The 17886-nt window shown below is 67.4% G+C and carries 14 protein-coding genes; 4 read left to right on the top strand and 10 right to left on the bottom strand.

The features are described from left to right. Positions 1–108: 108 nt before the first annotated feature. Positions 109–2970, top strand: a complete 2862-nt coding sequence (gene gcvP / locus AB0H61_RS08260; protein ID WP_357300697.1) for an aminomethyl-transferring glycine dehydrogenase — start codon at positions 109–111, stop codon at positions 2968–2970. 60 nt (positions 2971–3030) lie between these two features. Here the strand turns inward: gcvP and AB0H61_RS08255 are convergent, their stop codons facing one another. Beyond that, the gene (locus tag AB0H61_RS08255) at positions 3031–3618 is read right to left on the bottom strand and encodes a TetR/AcrR family transcriptional regulator (RefSeq protein WP_357300695.1); all 588 of its coding nucleotides are present in this window, start codon (positions 3616–3618) and stop codon (positions 3031–3033) included. 60 nt (positions 3619–3678) lie between these two features. Between AB0H61_RS08255 and AB0H61_RS08250 the strand changes: the two genes are divergently transcribed. After that, positions 3679–5169 (top strand): ABC-F family ATP-binding cassette domain-containing protein, encoded by a 1491-nt coding sequence (locus AB0H61_RS08250; protein ID WP_357300694.1) that lies wholly within the window; start codon positions 3679–3681, stop codon positions 5167–5169. Between the two features lie 14 nt (positions 5170–5183). Here the strand turns inward: AB0H61_RS08250 and AB0H61_RS08245 are convergent, their stop codons facing one another. The 5 genes from AB0H61_RS08245 to AB0H61_RS08225 form a co-directional block, all read right to left on the bottom strand. Beyond that, positions 5184–6794 carry a substrate-binding domain-containing protein gene (locus tag AB0H61_RS08245; RefSeq protein ID WP_357300692.1) on the bottom strand — a complete coding sequence of 537 codons (1611 nt, stop codon included), beginning with the start codon at positions 6792–6794 and terminating at the stop codon, positions 5184–5186. A 156-nt stretch (positions 6795–6950) separates the two neighbouring features. Then, on the bottom strand, positions 6951–7226 hold the full coding sequence (locus AB0H61_RS08240) for a WhiB family transcriptional regulator (protein WP_357300690.1): 276 nt from the start codon (positions 7224–7226) through the stop codon (positions 6951–6953). A 20-nt stretch (positions 7227–7246) separates the two neighbouring features. Continuing rightward, positions 7247–7792, bottom strand: a complete 546-nt coding sequence (locus AB0H61_RS08235) for an HNH endonuclease (RefSeq protein ID WP_357300689.1) — start codon at positions 7790–7792, stop codon at positions 7247–7249. A 288-nt stretch (positions 7793–8080) separates the two neighbouring features. After that, on the bottom strand, positions 8081–8596 hold the full coding sequence (locus tag AB0H61_RS08230; protein ID WP_357300688.1) for a DM13 domain-containing protein: 516 nt from the start codon (positions 8594–8596) through the stop codon (positions 8081–8083). Positions 8597–8737: 141 nt separating this feature from the next. Then, the gene (locus tag AB0H61_RS08225; protein ID WP_357300687.1) at positions 8738–9871 is read right to left on the bottom strand and encodes an acyl-CoA dehydrogenase family protein; all 1134 of its coding nucleotides are present in this window, start codon (positions 9869–9871) and stop codon (positions 8738–8740) included. Between the two features lie 92 nt (positions 9872–9963). Between AB0H61_RS08225 and AB0H61_RS08220 the strand changes: the two genes are divergently transcribed. Next, complete coding sequence (locus tag AB0H61_RS08220; protein WP_357300685.1) at positions 9964–10662, top strand: helix-turn-helix domain-containing protein; 699 nt, start codon at positions 9964–9966, stop codon at positions 10660–10662. Positions 10663–10667: 5 nt separating this feature from the next. On the opposite strand, the gene AB0H61_RS08215 is transcribed toward AB0H61_RS08220, so the two are convergent. The 4 genes from AB0H61_RS08215 to AB0H61_RS08200 form a co-directional block, all read right to left on the bottom strand. Then, a complete protein-coding gene (locus tag AB0H61_RS08215) occupies positions 10668–11957 on the bottom strand; it encodes an acyl-CoA dehydrogenase family protein (protein WP_357300684.1) in 1290 nt (429 codons plus the stop codon). Between the two features lie 2 nt (positions 11958–11959). Then, positions 11960–12589 carry a TetR/AcrR family transcriptional regulator gene (locus AB0H61_RS08210; RefSeq protein WP_357301299.1) on the bottom strand — a complete coding sequence of 210 codons (630 nt, stop codon included), beginning with the start codon at positions 12587–12589 and terminating at the stop codon, positions 11960–11962. A gap of 58 nt (positions 12590–12647) precedes the next feature. Then, positions 12648–13697 carry an alcohol dehydrogenase catalytic domain-containing protein gene (locus AB0H61_RS08205; protein ID WP_357300682.1) on the bottom strand — a complete coding sequence of 350 codons (1050 nt, stop codon included), beginning with the start codon at positions 13695–13697 and terminating at the stop codon, positions 12648–12650. A gap of 142 nt (positions 13698–13839) precedes the next feature. Next, positions 13840–14580: a glucose 1-dehydrogenase gene (locus AB0H61_RS08200; protein WP_357300681.1), complete on the bottom strand. Its 741-nt coding sequence runs from the start codon at positions 14578–14580 to the stop codon at positions 13840–13842. 271 nt (positions 14581–14851) lie between these two features. On the opposite strand from AB0H61_RS08200, the gene AB0H61_RS08195 reads away from it, so the two are divergent. Then, positions 14852–17029 (top strand): malate synthase G, encoded by a 2178-nt coding sequence (locus AB0H61_RS08195; protein WP_357300680.1) that lies wholly within the window; start codon positions 14852–14854, stop codon positions 17027–17029. Positions 17030–17886 lie beyond the last annotated feature (857 nt).

Below are 17886 nucleotides of genomic sequence, written 5' to 3'. Positions count from 1 at the left end.
CCATGGGGAAAGGGATGACAACTCCCGAATCTCTCAGGCTCCACGACAGAGGGGGAGGGCTGGTACCCATCGACCCCCGTGGTCGACCCGCCCGACCTTGGAGCTGCCGTGACTCGATCTTTTGCCGACCGCCACATCGGACCGGACCTGGGCGAACTCGCCCGGATGCTGCCCGTTATCGGCGTCGGGTCGCTGGACGAACTCGCGACCGCCGCGGTCCCGGCCAGCATCCTGGACGACGCCGTGCCTACCCACCCCGCCGGCTCCGCCGACCTCCATCCCCAGGCCGCACCGCTGGCCGGATTGCCGCCCGCGGCAACCGAACACGAGGTGCTCAACGAACTCGCGGCCCTTGCGCACTCCAATACGGTGGCCACGTCGATGATCGGGCTCGGCTACTACGACACGCTGACCCCGCCGGTGCTGGTGCGCAATCTGCTGGAGAACCCGGCCTGGTACACCGCCTATACGCCGTACCAGCCGGAGATCAGTCAGGGCAGGCTCGAGGCGCTGCTCAACTTCCAGACCATGGTGTCGGACCTGACCGGTATGGAGGTCGCCAACGCGTCCATGCTGGACGAGGCCACCGCGGCGGCCGAGGCGATGACGCTGCTGCGTCGTGCGGGCCGCTCCAAATCCGCGCGGCTGCTCATCGACTCCGATCTGTTCCCGCAGACCAGGACCGTGCTGACCACCCGCGCCGAGCCGCTGGGCATCGAGATCGTCGAGGCGGATCTCGCCACCGGCGAACTGCCCGAGGGTGAGTTCTTCGGCGTGCTCCTGCAGGCCCCCGGCGCCTCCGGTCGCATCGTCGACTGGACCGCGGTGATCGCGGCGGCGCACGAGCGCGGCGCCTTGGTCGCGGTGGGCGCGGATCTGCTGGCGCTGACATTGATCACCGCGCCGGGCGAGCAGGGTGCGGATGCCTGTTTCGGCACCACCCAGCGCTTCGGCGTGCCGCTCGGCTTCGGCGGGCCGCATGCGGGCTACCTCGCGGTGCGCCAGGCGCACGCGCGTCAGTTGCCCGGCCGGCTGGTCGGTGTGTCGGTGGATGCGGACGGTGATCTGGCCTACCGGCTCGCGCTGCAGACTCGCGAACAGCACATCCGCCGAGAGAAGGCCACCTCCAATATCTGCACCGCGCAGGTGCTGCTGGCCATCGTGGCCGCAATGTACGCCTCCTACCACGGCGCCGACGGTTTGCGTGCGATCGCGCGCCGGGTGCACGGACACGCGGCCGCCATCGCGTCGGGGCTGGACGGTGCGGTGGTGCACGACACCTTCTTCGACACCGTGCTTGCGCATGTCCCCGGTGGTGCGGAAGCCGTTGTCGCGAAGGCGAAGTCGCGCGGCATCAATCTGCGATTGGTGGACGCCGACCACGTCGGCATCGCCTGCGATGAAGCGACCACCGAAGCACACGTCACGGCGGTACTCGAATCCTTCGGCACCGCGCGCTCGTTGGATACGTCGAATTCGGCCCCGGCCAGTGCCGGCATCGAAACGCGCAGCTCGGAATTCCTGACCCACCCGGCATTCACGAGCTACCACACCGAGACGGCAATGCTGCGCTACCTGCGCAGGCTCTCGGATAGGGATATCGCGCTGGACCGCAGCATGATTCCGCTCGGCTCCTGCACCATGAAGTTGAACGCGACCGCCGAGATGGAGCCGATCACCTGGCCCGGCTTCGCGCGGGTGCACCCGTACGCGCCGGTCGAGGATGCCCCCGGATTGCTGAAAGTCATTGCGGATCTGGAGAATTGGCTCTGCGAAATCACCGGCTACGATTCGGTGAGCCTGCAGCCGAACGCGGGCAGCCAGGGCGAGTACGCCGGGTTGCTCGCCATCCGGCGTTACCATCTGGATCGCGGTGACTCGCACCGCGATACCTGCCTGATCCCGTCCAGTGCGCACGGCACCAATGCCGCCTCCGCCGCCATGGTCGGCATGCGGGTCGAGATGGTGAAGTGCCGCGACAACGGCGACGTCGACCTGGACGATCTGCGCGCCAAGATCGCCGACCACGCCGATCGGCTGGCCTGCATCATGATCACCTACCCGTCCACACACGGCGTGTACGAACACGAGGTCGCCGAGCTGTGCGGGCTGGTGCACGAAGCGGGCGGCCAGGTCTACGTCGACGGCGCCAACCTGAATGCCCTGGTCGGCCTGGCTCGGCCGGGTCGATTCGGCGGCGATGTCAGCCATCTGAACCTGCACAAGACCTTCTGCATCCCGCACGGCGGCGGCGGTCCAGGGGTCGGGCCGGTCGCGGTGCGCGCGCACCTGGCGCAGTACCTGCCGGGCGATCCGCTCGAGACCGGTTCGCACGCGGTCTCGGCGGCGAAGTACGGTTCGGCCTCGATTCTGCCGATCACCTGGGCCTACATCCGGATGATGGGCGCCGACGGCTTGCGCCGGGCCACCCTGTCGGCCATCGCCTCGGCGAATTACATCGCGCGGCGGCTCAACGAGCACTTCCCGGTGCTCTACACGGGCGAGAACGGGATGGTCGCGCACGAGTGCATCCTGGATCTGCGCGAAATCACCAAGCAGACCGGCGTCACCGTCGACGATGTCGCCAAGCGGCTGGCGGACTACGGATTCCACGCGCCGACCATGAGTTTCCCGGTTGCGGGCACGCTCATGGTGGAGCCGACCGAGAGCGAGAACCTTGCCGAGATCGACGATTTCATCGAGTCGATGATCGCCATCCGCAAGGAGATCGACCAGGTCGCTGCGGGCGTCTGGCCGGTCACCGACAACCCGCTGCGCGGCGCACCGCACACCGCGGCCAGCCTGGTGAAGGAGTGGGAGCACCCCTACAGCCGCGAAACCGCTGTCTATCCGCGGGGTTCGGCGCACGCACGGGCCAAGGTGTGGCCCTCGGTTCGTCGCATCGACGGCGCGTATGGTGACCGCAATCTGGTCTGCTCCTGCCCGCCGTTGGACGCCTACACCGACTGAATTCGCCGTAACCGCCTGCCGCCCAGTGGGATACCCGCTGGGCGGTGGCGTATCGGACGATCAGAGCACTCCGGCGCGTGCCGCTGCCAGTGCGGCGTCGGCGGCTTTGACGGCATCCTCGGCGGTCACCGGCTCGTGCGTGATGAACAGCCGGTAGTAGATCGGCGCCACGGCGTAGCGCACCAGTTCCTCCGCGTCGACCTCCGCCGCGAGCTCGCCGCGCGCGACGGCGCGGCGGACCAGCTCGGCCGATTGGGTGCGGCGGGAGGTGGTGAAGATCCGCATGGCGTCCGCGGCGGCGCTGTTCTGCATGGCGGCGACGATGAAGGCCGAGGCGACCGGTCCGCCCCGTGGATCGGCGAATCCGGCGCGCACCAACTCCGTGATGGCGCGCAGGTCGCCGACCAGGGTGCCGGTGTCCGGGATCGGCCACGGTTCGGAGGCGGCCAATTCCAGCGCGTCGGCGATCAGGCCCTCCGGGCTGCCCCAGCGCCGGTAGATCGACGTCTTGTGTACGCCGGAGCGTTTCGCGACATTCTCCACGGTGAGGCCCTGGTGGCCGTGCTGGGTCAGCTCGACCAGGGTCGCCTGCCGAACCGCGTCGCGGACGCGGGCGCTACGCCCACCGGGGCGCCGCTGAATCTCCAAAGACAACTCCTGTTGCATTAGATTCGAGAACTTGTTAGCTTAAGTCTACTCAAGTAGTGATTGGAGTTCGGCCTGACCACACAGCTGACCCTTCGGGGAGTTTCGAAGTCCTATGCCGAGCGCACCGTGCTCGACCACGTGACGCTGTCCATCCGCCCGGGCGAACGGGCGGGCATCGTCGGCGAAAACGGTTCCGGGAAGTCCACTGTGCTGCGGATCATGGCGGGACTGGACGCGCCGGACGATGGCGTGGTCACGCGGTCGGCGCCCGGCGGTTTCGGGCATCTGGCGCAGACTCTAGCGGGTCGAACCGTCGCCGACACGATCGATCTGGCGCTCGCCGAACTGCGGGATATCGAACGGCGGATGCAAGCGGCCGCCGAGGCCGAGGATATGGCTGCTTACGGTGAGCTGCTGACCGCCTTCGAGGCCAGGGACGGCTACGGCGCGGAGACCCGGGTCGACAAATCCATGCACGGACTCGGTCTGGCCGATATCGCGCGGAACCGGCCGCTGTCGAGTCTGTCCGGCGGTGAACAGGCCCGGCTCGGGCTCGCCTGCCTGCTTGCGGCCTCACCGGAGGTGCTGCTGCTGGACGAGCCGACCAATCACCTCGATGAATCCGCGCTGACCTGGTTGGAGGACCGGCTGCGGTCCCATCATGAGACCGTCGTCGTGGTCTCGCACGATCGGACGTTCCTGGACCGTGTCGCGACCGCGATCATCGAGGTGGACGACGGTGGGGTGACCCGGTTCGGCGGCGGCTACAGCGGGTTCCGTGCCGCGAAGGCGGCGGCCCGCCAGCGCTGGGAGCAGGCCTACGCGCAGTGGCGGGAGGAGATCGAGCGACTGGAGGAGTTCTCCGAGACCACCGCGCACCGGGTCGCGGCGGGGCGGGCAATGAAAGACAACAACAAAATGGCCTATGACCGGAATGCGGGGCGGGTGCAGAACTCGGTGTCCTCACGGGTGCGCCAGTCCGCTGAGCGGCTGCGCAGGCTACGGGCGGATCCGGTACCGGAGCCGCCGAAACCGTTGAGGTTCACCGGCCGCTTCGGGACGGGCGGGGGTCCCGGTTCGTTCGAGGTCGGGTCCCTGACCCTCGGTCCCCGGGACCGGCTGCTGATCCACGGGCCCAACGGCGCGGGCAAATCGACATTGCTGGACAAGATCTACGCCAGCGCTCGCGGGCGGGTCGGCTATCTGCGCCAAGACATCGCCCTCGATCCCGAACAGACGGTCGCGCAGGTATACGGGTACGGGCGGGCGGCGCTGATGTCGACGGGGTTGTTCCACCGCGATGCCCTCGATCTGCGAATGGGTGCGCTCTCCGAGGGGCAGCGGCGCAGGCTGGCCGTGGCCCGGCTGCTCGCCGAGGAATACGACCTGCTGTTGCTGGACGAGCCGACCAACCACCTGTCGTTGACGCTGGTGGAGGAGTTGGAGTCGGCGCTGCGCGACTATGCCGGTGCGCTGGTCGTGGTGACCCACGATCGCGCGCTGCGTGGTCGATTCCGGGGGATGCAACGGGAAGTGGAGCAGATCGGCTGACCAGCGAGGCCGGCCTACGGACTGGTCAGCGCCTGCACCATGGCGGTGCCGAAGGTGAGGTCGTCGGAGGTGGTGACGCGGGTGTAGGTGCCGTGGGTCTGCTGAGCCAGACCCTGCAAGGTTTGAGCGCCCGAGCCGGTTCCGCCGATGACGATGACGTCGATGCGGACCGGGCGTGCTTTATCGGTCGCGGCAGTGATACCGGCGACCAATTCGGCACCGGTCAGCGTGGAGTCGTCGTCGGGGCCGTCGGTGATGAGCAGGATCGAATTGGTGCGGCCCGCGGCGTAATTGGAGACCGCGTTCCGGTATGCCGCGAGCAGGGTCGGGTATGCCTGGTCCGGCTTGGTTTCGGTGGCGCGCACCGAAGTCAGCGCGGTGTCGATGGCGCTGCGCTGCGTGGTGCTCAGCGGTGCGGTGGGCGCGAGCACCCGATACGGGCTGGTGCCGTCCAGGTTCTTGGCGAAGGTCCAGACGCCGAGGCCGAAGTCGGGCGGCATCACATTCATGGTGGAGCGCAGCGCGCCGAGGGTATTCGCGAGCCGGGTGCTGGAAGTGTTGGTGTCGGACATCGAGGCGGAGATGTCGAGCAGCACCGTGGACTGCACACCGAGTATCGGGTTCGCGAGGGTCGCGCTCACCTTCTCGAGTGCGGCGCGGGAGGCGCCGGGACCCGTGACGGGCGGATTGGTGGCGAACCCCGCGGCGGTGAAGAGCTGTGCCTGCTCGGGCGCGCGCAAGTATTCGGCGAACACGCTGGCGATCAGGTTCTGCGTCTGATCGACCCACGCGCCGGACATCATCGCGACCGGATGATCGGCGACCGGCGTGGTACCCGCCGGATGGTAAGCCACAAGTCCCACATGCGAATTCAATTGCTGCTCGGTAGCCGCCACCGCGTGGATGGTCGCATCCGCCGGTTGTTGCGCGGTCGCGATGGTGTCGAGGGCAGCGCCGATAGTCGCCGCCTCCGGTGCGCCCGCGGCGAGTCCGGAGACCGCGGCGACCACCTGACCGGACTGCGCCGCCTCGGTGCCGAGTGGATCCGCGCCGGAGACCGCCGAACCGACCGCGGTCGCGGTGGCCAGGGTCGGGTCGCCCGGCGGCAACGCCATGCGCAGCCCGCCCCAGCCCGACAGGCCGATCTCGCTCAGCGAACCCTGCTGGAGTCGGGGCAGATCGGCCCAGGTGACCTTCGCCTCGTCGAGAGAGTGACGCAGCTCCTCGGTGACCGCCAACACAATGGGGCTGGCCGCGATAGGTGTCGGATCACCCTCGATCAGGCCGGGCACCCGGGTGGCTTCGATGGAACGGGAGGATTCCGGGATCCACAGCGCGGGCTGCGGTCCCAGTGCGCTGTTCCACGCGCCGCCCGCGGTGAATCCCGCGACGACCGCGGCGGACGGTCGGGCCGTGACCAGCACTTTCGCGCAGTGATCGCGTACCTGCGGCTTACCCGCGTTGTATTTGTCCGCGATCGCCCGCACGGGTGCTTCGATGTCGGGGTCGACGGTGACGAACAGCGTCGATTCGCCTTCGACGCATTCCGCCGCCGCCGCGCTGTCCCTGGCGTCGGCGCGGTCCCGGAATTGGAACCACGCGAAGACCGCCACCACTAGCAGCACAATTGCTACCGCTGCGATAACCGGACCTTTGCTGACGCCCCGGGATCTGGTTCCGCTGCGATGAGTGCCCACGACGGTCAGTGTATGTTCACGCTGGATTCGAGCGCGCGGCGAGTCGCCCACACCGACCGGTGTGGGCGTCCCGGCGACGCCCGCTCACTCCCGGATCATGCGACCGCGGTCGAATTCGTGCCCACCCCAGACGCCGGACTGTCCGGTGTTCGAGGCGAATTCGGCGCAGGCCACCCGGATCGGGCATCCGGCGCAGATCTTTCGCGCGTAGTCGAAGTCCTGCGACGGGTACGGGAACCACGCCTCGTGGTTCGGATCACCCCGGCACGCGGCGCGGTGCCACTCTCGGCTGTCCGAGAGCGGGAGCAGGTCGACGAGCGTCAACTCGTCGACGGCGGACAGTGTGGTTTGGACGGTCATTGATCTTCTCCTCTCGGCGGTCAGGTGGTGGCCAGTTGCTTCCAGATGCGGCGTTGTCGCTTCGCCAGGTGGTCGGGTGCCTTCGGTTGCCAGAGCAGGCGCATGCCCGCCTCCTCGGGCGTGCGGTCGGCCTTGGTCGAGTTGCACGGCGCGCAGCAGGCGACCAGATTGCTCCAGGTGTTCGGGCCACCCCGGCTGCGTGGCCGGATGTGGTCGACGGTGCGAGCCCAGCTCGCGCAGTAACCGCAGCGATGGTTATCGCGCCGCAGCACGCCGGCGAGGGTCGCGCGGCTCTCGTCATGCACCAGCGCGGCGTGCTCGATGTAGACATAGCGCAACAGCCGGATGGTTTCCGGCAGCGCGATCTCCAGTTGCTTGGATCGGATCGGGAAGTACGGTTCGCGGTCGGCGACGGACTCCGCGGCGCCGCTGATGAGCAGTACGACGGCCCGATCGGCGCCGATCTCGTCCAGCGCCTCGTACGAGGCGTTCAGTACCAGTACGCCGGTGTGTATCCAGTTGTCTACGGTCAAGACCACCGAATCGGTGGCACGGCGGAATATCATGGGGATCACCATGTTTCGTGAAGAAAGAGCGGAATCGTCCGGAAGGCGGTTACGGCGGGTCAGCGACCGGCCGGGAGGTGGCCGGATGCGGTATCGACACTCGCTACGCGCGAGGGCCGTCCGAGCGCGCCGATCGCGATCGGGTTCTGCGGATTCACAGGCCACCTCCTCCTTTCCTGATGCTCAAAAGGATCACCCCGCGATTCGGGGTGATCATCATCGAATTACATGGTGGCACAGGGGGCCTACCGCTGTCGGCCCATTTTTTTCGGGGTGCGCCGATCGAACTCAGAGGCCGTGCAGTGTGGCCGCCCCGAAGGACACATTGAAACGGTCGCACCACAGATCCACGCTCCGGAACCTGGACAGGTCGACCTCGGCGGGAATGGTGTAGTTCTGGCTTCCCTTGTTGCCCTTCATCTTTCCGAGATCGACGTAATCGCCGTCGTCGAAGCTGGTCCAACTGGCGGCGCTGTCGGTCACCGGTTGGTCGGTGAGCCACACGTGCACGTCGGGGCCGTCGGAGGTATCGAGATTCTCCAGGCGCAGGACACGGCTGCCGTCGGGGAGTCGCAGGATGTGCACGGTGCCGGTGGTGGCGTGCTCGTGCGAGATCAAGGTGCCCTGGCTCAGCGTTTCCGGCCGCGGTGGGTCGGCGGCGGGTGTTCCGTTCGGCGCGGCGGACGGCACCACGGTGGGCGCCGCCTCGTTCACCGTCGTATCGGTGAACAGCTTCCACGGCTGGAACAGTGCGAGCGCGCCCGCCACGGCGATCAGGACCACCGCCGTGACGAGCCACGTCAACGGAGACCGAGCTACCTTGCCTGCGGACACCATGGTTACCTCCGGGACTGTGTGACGACTCTCGAGACCATCCAACCCCGCCGATGCGGTCCGCGTCTCGTCTTATCGCCGACGGTCACCGTTCCGTCATGGTTTCGCGGATCAGCCGAGCGGACCCGATCCGAGCACCACGCGGCCGGTGAACTGGGTCTGCTTCGCCCGCGGCAGCGGGTGGAACAGGCAGCCGTGCACGTCGCGATACCGCATCTCCAGTTCGCAGGTGCGCGAATAGCCCACGCCGCCAACGGTTTCTATCGCGAGACGGACGGTCTCGATGAGGGTCTCCGCGGCCACGGTCTTGCGGCTCAGGGTCCGGGCGGCATAGTCGTCGGTATTGGCGAAACGCAGGTTGTCCGAGCCGATGAACATGGCCTCGATCAGGTCGGCGGCCGCGGTATGGGCATTGGTGAGTTCGCCCGCCAACTGGAAGATGTGCGGGTCGGTGCGTCCGGCGACCAATGCGGTGGCGAAATACAGCGCTTCGTCGGCGATGCCGAGGTAGGCCGCCATCACCAGCGGCAGCGCGGCGCCGATCACCACATTCAGCAGTGGCGGCCAGAGGTCGGCGGGACGGGCCAGGGAGATCGCGGCATCGGGCACGAAGACATCCTCGAGCACCACCGAATGCGACCCGCTGGCACGCAAACCCAGGGTGTCCCAAGTCTTCTCGATCCGAACGCCCGGGGCGGCCATCGGGATCGCGCAGTGCAGCACCTGCGGGCCACCCGGCGCGGCCTCCCAGCGGATGCTCGTCACCAGCACCGTGCCCACCTCGCAGCCGCTGGCAGGGGCCTTGCGCGCATGGACGCGGTAGCCGCCCTCGACCCGTTCGGCCCGTCCGTTCGAGCCGACCCAATCCGAAGCGCCCGTACTCACCAGGATCGCCCCGGCCACCACCTTCTCGAAGACGGCGGAGGCATCGTTGCCGTGATTGTGCCGCCACACCTGGGTGGCGACCAGATGTGAATGCATGGCGAAGGTGACCGCCGTGGACGGATCGTGCCTGCCCAGTTCGCGCAGGATCTCGCCCATCTCGCGGTGCGTCGCGCCGCCACCGCCGAACTCGGCGGGAACCAGTGCGGCCGAGAGGCCGGACTCGCGCAGGGTGTCGAAGGCGGTCACGGAGATCTCCCCGGTACGGTCGCGTTCGGCGACCTCGGGGCGCAGCATCGTGCCGATCCGGCGGGCCAGGGCGACTCGGTCGGCGGTGGTCTGGGGAACAGTGGATGTGGTCATGTTTCGAAGCTACGAATCCTCGCGATAACCGAATAGTCCAGAAAGTGGACTCACCCGGTCCAGAGACTGGACCTCGGTTCCCGGAGGTAACCGTGTCGGCAACGACCCAGGGCTACGGCCAGTACTGTCCGATCTCCCGCGCGCTCGACATCCTCGGTGAGCGATGGTCGCTACTCATCCTGCGCGACCTGACCGCCGGGACCACGCGGTTCAACGACCTCGCCCGCGGCCTGCCCGGATTGTCCCGCAGCCTGCTCACCAAGCGTCTGCGCCAATTCGAGAGGGCCGGGCTCATCGAGAAAATCGGCGGCAGCTACCTGCTGACCGAGGCGGGCCGAGACCTCGAGCCGATCCTGTTCGGCCTCGGCGCCTGGGGCGCCCGCTGGACATTCGGCGCCCCCGACCCCGCCGAACTCGACGCCGACCTTCTGGTCTGGTGGATGCATACCCGCCTCGACACCTCATCCTTCCCCGGCAAACGTCAGGTCCTCGCCATCCGATTCACCGACGACGTCCGCCGCTACTGGATCGTCGTCGAATCCGGCTCCCCCTCGGTATGCATCACCGACCCCGGCTTCCCGGTCGACGTCACCATCAACTCCGACGTGGGCTCGCTGTACCAGATCTGGCTGGGACGGATCCCGGTGCCGCACGCCCTGCGCACGGGCCGGGTGCAATTCCTCGGCCCGTCCGCGCTGACCCGCCGCATGCCCGCCGTGCTGAAGCTGAGTCCCGTTGCTCCGTACTCGGATTCGGTGCCGTCGCGCGAATTCGCGAAAGCCTCGGCGTAGGCGGACTACAGATTCCCGACGATATGTTCCAGTCGGCGAGCGAGGAGTTCCCGTGCCTGCTCGCGCAGCGCGGGGCGGTAGCCCGAGGGATACACCGGGTCGCCGGGGGCGTAGTCCTTCAGGACTTCCTTGGCGAGGGTGATCTGGTGGACCTCGGTGGGGCCGTCGGCGATCGCCATGACCTCGGCGTAGTTCATCATGTCGACGAAGGGGAGGTCCTGGCTGACACCGATGGCGCCGTGCAGGTGCAGTGCGCGCTGGGCGACATCGTGCATGACCCTGGGCATGGCCACTTTGATGGCGGCGATATCCTTGCGGACCTTCAGGTAGTCCTGTTCCTTGTCGATACGCCACGCGGTGCGCAGCACCAGCAGACGGAACTGCTCCATCTCGATCCAGCTGTCGGCGATGCGTTCCTGGGTCATCTGCAGGCCGCCGAGCGGGCCCTTGCGCATGGGACGGGAGACGGCGCGCTCGCACATCATGTCGAAAGCCTTGCGCACCAGGGCGACCGTGCGCATGGCGTGGTGCACCCGGCCGCCGCCGAGGCGGGTCTGCGCGACGATGAAGCCCATACCCTCCTCGCCGAGCAGATGGTCGGCGGGCACCCTTACGTCCGTGAAACGTAGGTGGCCCTCGTGCTCGCTGAAGCCGTGCACCTCGAAGTTCTTCACGATCTCCAGGCCGGGGCTGTCGGCGGGCACGATGAACATCGACATGCCCTGGTAGGGACTGACATCCGGGTTGGTGACGACCATGACAATGTGGAAGCTGGCGAACTGGGCGTTGGAATTGAACCACTTCTCGCCGTTGATGACCCAGTGGTCGCCGTCGCGCACCGCGCGGGTCTTGAAGAGTGTGGGGTCGGATCCGCCGGTGGGCTCGGTCATCACGTAACAGGAGCCGATCTCCCCATCCAGTAGTGGCTGGAGGTACTGCGCCTTCTGCTCCGGCGTGCCGTAGTGCGCCAGGATCTCCGCATTGCCGGAGTCCGGTGCCTGGCAGCCGAATACCGACGGCGCCCAGACCGAGGTGCCGAGCACCTCGTTGAGCAGACCGAGTTTGAGCTGTCCGTAACCGGGTCCCCCGAGTTCGGGGCCGAGGTGGCAGGCCCACAGGCCCTGTGCCTTGACCTGCTCCTTGAGTGGGCGCATCAGCGCCATGGCCTCTTTATCGGTGCGGTCGTAGGGGTTCGGGTAGATCAGATCGAGGGGTTCCACCTCGGTGCGGACGAATTCCGCGGCCCAGTCCAGCTTCCTCTGGAACTCCGGGTCGGTTTCGAAATCCCAAGCCATGATCAGCCTTTCGTATCGGTCGTGGTGACGACGCCATCGAGGATGGTGGCCGCCAGAATGGCGGCGATTTCGTCGGGGGAGTGGCCGCCGTGCGGCCGGTACCAGAAGGTCACCGTGTTGAGCATGCCCAGCACGCTGTTGGTGACCACGTGGTCGTCGGTGCGCAGCAGGCCGGCGGCGTGACCCGTATCGATCACCCGCTGCCAGCAGTGCTGCACCCGGTCGCGCAGTTCCTGGAGTTCGGCGCCGCGTTCGCCGGTCAGCGCGGTCACATCGCGCAACTGGATCGCCACCTCGCGGCGGTGTTCGACAATCAGCCGCACGTGGCTGTGGATCAGCATGCGCAGTTTGGTGATCGGGTCGTCGGCGCCGTCGGCGATCCGCTCCGCGTCGATCAGCATCAATTGGATGTAGTCGCGCAGGATCTGCCAGAGCAGTTCCTCCTTGGAGCCGATGTGGTAGTACAGCGCCCCGCGCTGCACATCGGCGCGATCGCCGATTTCGGCGACACCGGTGCCGTGGAAACCCTTCTCCGCGAAGAGTTCCACCGCGGCCCGCACGATGCGCCCGCGGGTATCTCCCGCCGTCGATTCCGAGGCGGGCGGTCGGCCGCGTCTGCGCGCGGGGGCCATATCGGGCCCGCCCGTCACGCGTCGCCGCCCCGCGTCGAATCGTCGCGCGCCGCCGCTGTCATTGCCGCGGGTCCAGGACGACCTTGCAGACGCCGTCGGCCCGCTCGGCGAACATGCGATAGGCATCGGGTCCGTCCGACATCGGGAAGCGATGTGAGACAACCGCTTCCGGACGCAACCGGCCCGCGGCGGTGAGCTTCAGCAGTGCGGGCAGCTCGTATTGGATCGAGCACAGGCCGATATGGAACTCCAGCTCCTTCACCTGTGCCAGCGGCATATGGAACGGGTAGGCGCGGTTCTGGCTGACTCCGACCACGCTGACCCGCCCGCGATGCCCGACCACGCTTGTCGCCAGCTTGATGGTGGCGTCCGCGCCGACCGCCTCGATCGCGACATCGGCGCCGCCACCGAGCAGGTCGCGCACGGCGGACTTCGGATCGTCGGATTCGACCGGCTCCGCACCGAGTTCGGCGGCCCGCGCGCGGCGATCATCGACCAGGTCCACGCCGAGCACCCGTGCCGCGCCCATGGCGAAGGCGGACTGCACCGCCATCAGTCCGACCGGGCCGAGTCCGATCACCACGACGGTCTCACCGGGCGCGATGCGCGCGCGCCTGGCGCCGTACCATGCGGTGGGCGCGTTATCGGTCAGTACGATCGCGGCCTCGTCGCTCACCGCGTCGGGCAGCCGCACCAGGTTCCCGGCGGCGTGCGTGACCGCGAGCAGTTGGGTCTGCGCGCCGGGCAGCGATCCACCCAGTCCGTAGCACGCGTCGACCGGCAGCGGCTGCCGCTCGCAGGCGGCGACGATGCCGACCCGGCAGTTACCGCACCGATCGCAGCCCGCCGAGGCGGGTACCAGTACCCGGTCGCCGATCGCGAATCCGTGTGCCTGCGGGCCGAGTTCGACGATCTCGCCGACCGCCTCGTGCCCGACGCCGTACCCGATGCCCTGGGCGAACCCGTGTCCGGCGTAGATGTGCAGATCACTGCCGCAGATTCCGGCGGCCGTGACCCGGACGATCGCACCGTCCGGGCCGGGCAGCACCGGATCGGCGATCTCGCCGAACGAAATCTGCTGCGGCCCCGCGTAGGTCAGTGCTTTCATCGCGTGCCACCGCCGTTCCCGGAGATCGTCGCGCCGCTCGGCCGTCGCTCGAGCCAGACCCCGCCCGCTCGTCCGGGGTGGCCGGTGCGTAGGGCCGGTCCCGCGCCCACCGGCTCGGAATGGCGATTGCCCATCACCGCCGTCACCGCCATCCGCCGTCGAGGGCCAGCGTGGCACCGGTGCAGAAGGCCGATGCGTCGGTCGCGAAGAACATCGCGGCGCCGACGATTTCGTTCGGTTCACCGACCCGGCGCAGCGCATTGTGTTCGGTGAGCGCTTCGCGCAGTTCATCCGGCCACGCCGTGGATATATCCGTCGCGAATGGCCCGCACTGAATCGTGTTGACCCGCACCGTCGGCCCATAGGTCTGCGCGAGACCGCCGGTCAGCGCGTTGAGTCCGGCCTTCGCCGCGGCATACGGAACCGCGTACGGCTCCGGGTTCGCCGCCTCGATCGACGAGATATTGATGATCGACCCGCCGCCCGACGCGGCCATCCTGGCGCCGATCAGCGCGGAGAGCCGGAACGGTCCCTTGAGGTTCACCCCGATCACCTTGTCGAAGAGGGCTTCGGAGACCTGCTCGAGGCTGGGGTAGAGCGGGGACAGGCCCGCGTTGTTCACCAGCACGTCGATCCGCCCGAATTCGGCGTACACGGTCTCCACCAGTGCGTCGCACTGCCCCCAGTCGCTGACATTGCAGGCCACCGGCAGCGCACGGCGGCCGAGGGTGTTCTTCACCTCGTCCGCGAGTGCCGCGCATCCGTCCAGCTTGCGGCTGGCGATGACGACGTCGGCGCCCGCGGCGGCGAATGCCAGCACCATCTCCCGGCCCAGGCCCCGGCTGCCGCCGGTGACCACGACGACTTTGTCGGTGAGCGACACGTGAACTCCCGTCTGACTCGCTAAATGTTCCGATCAGTACATTAAATGCGCGGGACGATAGGATCAAGAGGATGTTCGGCCGACCGCCGACGACCCGTGCGACGCGCTGAGCGAATGACCCTGGCTATCGGCGTGGCGGAACAGAATGTGCTGGCAGTGCGTTGACCCACGCGCATCGGCCTGCGCCACCCTTCGCACGATGCGAGTACTACCGACGGGTAACATCGGTCCCGTCTTTTCACACCCGGCTTTCTCAAAAGTGAGGCAGTAGATGACAGAGCGGATTCAGGTCGGCGGGCTGCAGGTGGCCAGCGTTCTCCACGAGTTCATCGAGAACGAGGCGCTCCCCGGTACCGGCGTAGATTCCGCCGCGTTCTGGGCCGGTGCCGAACAGGTCATCAATGATCTGGCGCCCCGCAACCGTGCCCTGCTGGCCGAACGCGACCAGATTCAGGGCAAGCTGGACGCCTGGCACGCCGAGCACCCCGGCGCGAACTACGACAAGGCCGCCTACAAGAGCTACCTGACCGAGATCGGTTACCTGCGCCCGGAACCGGCCGATTTCCAGATCGCCACCCAGAACGTGGATGCCGAGATCGCCACCACCGCGGGCCCGCAGCTCGTGGTGCCGGTGATGAACGCGCGCTTCGCGATCAACGCCGCCAATGCGCGCTGGGGTTCGCTCTACGACGCGCTGTACGGCACCGACGCGATCCCGGAGACCGGTGGCGCGGAGAAGGGTAAGGGCTACAACAAGGTCCGCGGCGACAAGGTGATCGAGTGGGCTCGGAACTTCCTCGACGATTCCGTCACGCTGATCACCGGTTCGCATATCGGCTCCACCTCGTACACGATCGTCGACGGTGAGCTGGAGGTCGGCCTCGAGGACGGCACCAGCATCGGCCTGGCCGACGCCTCGCAGCTGGTCGGCTACCTCGGTGACCCGGCGTCGCCGACCTCGATCCTGCTGAAGCACAACGGTCTGCACATCGAGATCCAGATCGACCCGTCCTCGCCGATCGGCAGCACCGACACCGCGGGCGTCAAGGATGTCGTGCTGGAGTCCGCGGTCACCACGATCATGGACTTCGAGGACTCGGTCGCGGCGGTCGACGCCGAGGACAAGGTGCTCTGCTACCACAACTGGCTCGGCCTGATGAAGGGCTCGCTGGCCGAAGAGGTCAGCAAGGGCGGCAAGACCTTCACCCGCACCATGAACCCGGACCGCGTCTACACCGCGCTCGACGGCGGTGAGCTCGTGTTGCACGGCCGTTCGCTGCTGTTCGTGCGCAACGTGGGTCACCTGATGACTTCCGACGCCATCCTCGACTCCGCGGGCAACGAGGTTCCCGAGGGCATCATGGACGGTCTGATCACCTCGCTGATCGCCACCCACTCGCTCAAGGGCGACACCGAGCTGAAGAACAGCCGCACCGGCTCGGTCTACATCGTGAAGCCGAAGATGCACGGCCCGGACGAGGTCGCCTTCACCAACGAGCTGTTCGGCCGGGTCGAGGACGTCCTCGGCCTGCCCCGCAACACCCTCAAGGTCGGCATCATGGACGAGGAGCGCCGCACCACGGTGAACCTCAAGGCCTGCATCCAGGCCGCCGCCGAGCGCGTGGTCTTCATCAACACCGGGTTCCTGGACCGGACCGGCGACGAGATCCACACCTCCATGGAGGCCGGGCCGATGGTCCGCAAGGCCGATATGAAGGCCCAGCAGTGGATCCTGTCCTACGAGGACTGGAACGTCGACACCGGTCTGACCGCGGGCCTGCCCGGCAAGGCGCAGATCGGCAAGGGTATGTGGGCCATGCCGGATCTGATGGCCGACATGCTGGTCCAGAAGGTCGGCCACCCGAAGGCGGGCGCCAACACCGCGTGGGTGCCGTCGCCGACCGCCGCCACCCTGCATGCCACCCACTACCACCTGGTGGATGTGTTCAAGCGGCAGCAGGAGATCGCCAAGGGCGGCCCGCGCGCCACCGTCGATCAGATCCTGGAGATCCCGTTGGCCGCTGACCCGAACTGGTCGGCCGAGGAGAAGCAGCAGGAGCTGGACAACAACTCGCAGGGCATCCTCGGCTACGTGGTGCGCTGGATCGACCAGGGCGTCGGCTGCTCCAAGGTGCCCGACATCCGCGACGTCGGCCTCATGGAGGACCGCGCCACCCTGCGCATTTCCAGCCAGCTGATGGCGAACTGGCTGCGCCACGGCGTGGTCAGCGCCGACGAGGTGCTCGCCAGCCTGGAGCGGATGGCCCCGGTGGTCGACAAGCAGAACGCGGGCGACCCGAGCTACCGGCCGATGGCGCCGGACTTCGCGAGCAGCATCGCGTTCCAGGCGGCCAAGGAGCTGGTGCTCGAGGGCACCAAGCAGCCGAACGGCTACACCGAGCCGATCCTGCACCGGCGTCGTCGTGAGGCCAAGGCCGCGTGCAAGTGAGTGATGTTCAGTGATTGAAAAGTAGCTTCTGACAGCTCTTTTCGATTTGAGGCCCCTCACCTGGAACACCAGGTGAGAGGCCTCTGTTATCACTGGAGATCAGCTTGGATACCGGCCTGTCACGCTCAAAACGGTCACAAAAACGGTCACATGCGGGAAAATGCGGTCGGTGTCAGAAAGCGATGCCCTACCAGCGCCGATGGCTGCCGCCATCCTTGATGAGTACGGTCGTGGCGTGCGGACATGAAGTGTCGTGATAAATCAGGAGGCCGCCGACAAAAACTTCGCGTTGGCTATGGGCCCGGCGCCATATCGAGCTACGCCCAGCGGTCTGCGGAGGACGAGACGGCGCGATCGTGGTCGCAAGCGATTCCGAGATTCCGACCATCGCTGTGATGTCGAGGATCCCGACCGTTGCAGAGGTCGGCTGCACGGACGTTCAGGATTGATATGTTTGGGAGCGCGTTCGCAGCGATGGCCGCCTCGGCGTGTCCCCGAGCGACACGCCAGCCGGTTTGCCGGTCCAGCAACCACTCGGCGAATCAGTCTCGCCGGATGCGAGATTTCGTGGCGTTGGTCCAAGGGACCGTGAGCGGTCCCTTGGCTGCTGGTCATCCAGCAGCACCTGCACGCAAGCGGCTGTCGCGCGCAGGGTAGGCGCTGAGTGCGCTCAGTTATCCCGGCCCGGCGGATTCGGCCGAGCTGGCGCGGCTGAAGAAGGCAACCACATCGACACTGGCTGACGACAAATCCGCGCGCTTGGCCGAGGTGAAGAACTCGGCCGGGAACCGCAGCAGACGTTGCTGCACATGCCCGCCCGGGCGAGACAGGCTCGCCTCGATCTCCTGCCTGCCGCT

Source organism: Nocardia sp. NPDC050710, assembly GCF_040654375.1.
Lineage (GTDB): Bacteria > Actinomycetota > Actinomycetes > Mycobacteriales > Mycobacteriaceae > Nocardia.
Note: the sequence above shows the minus strand (reverse complement) of the source record. Positions and strands in the feature narration are given on the sequence as shown.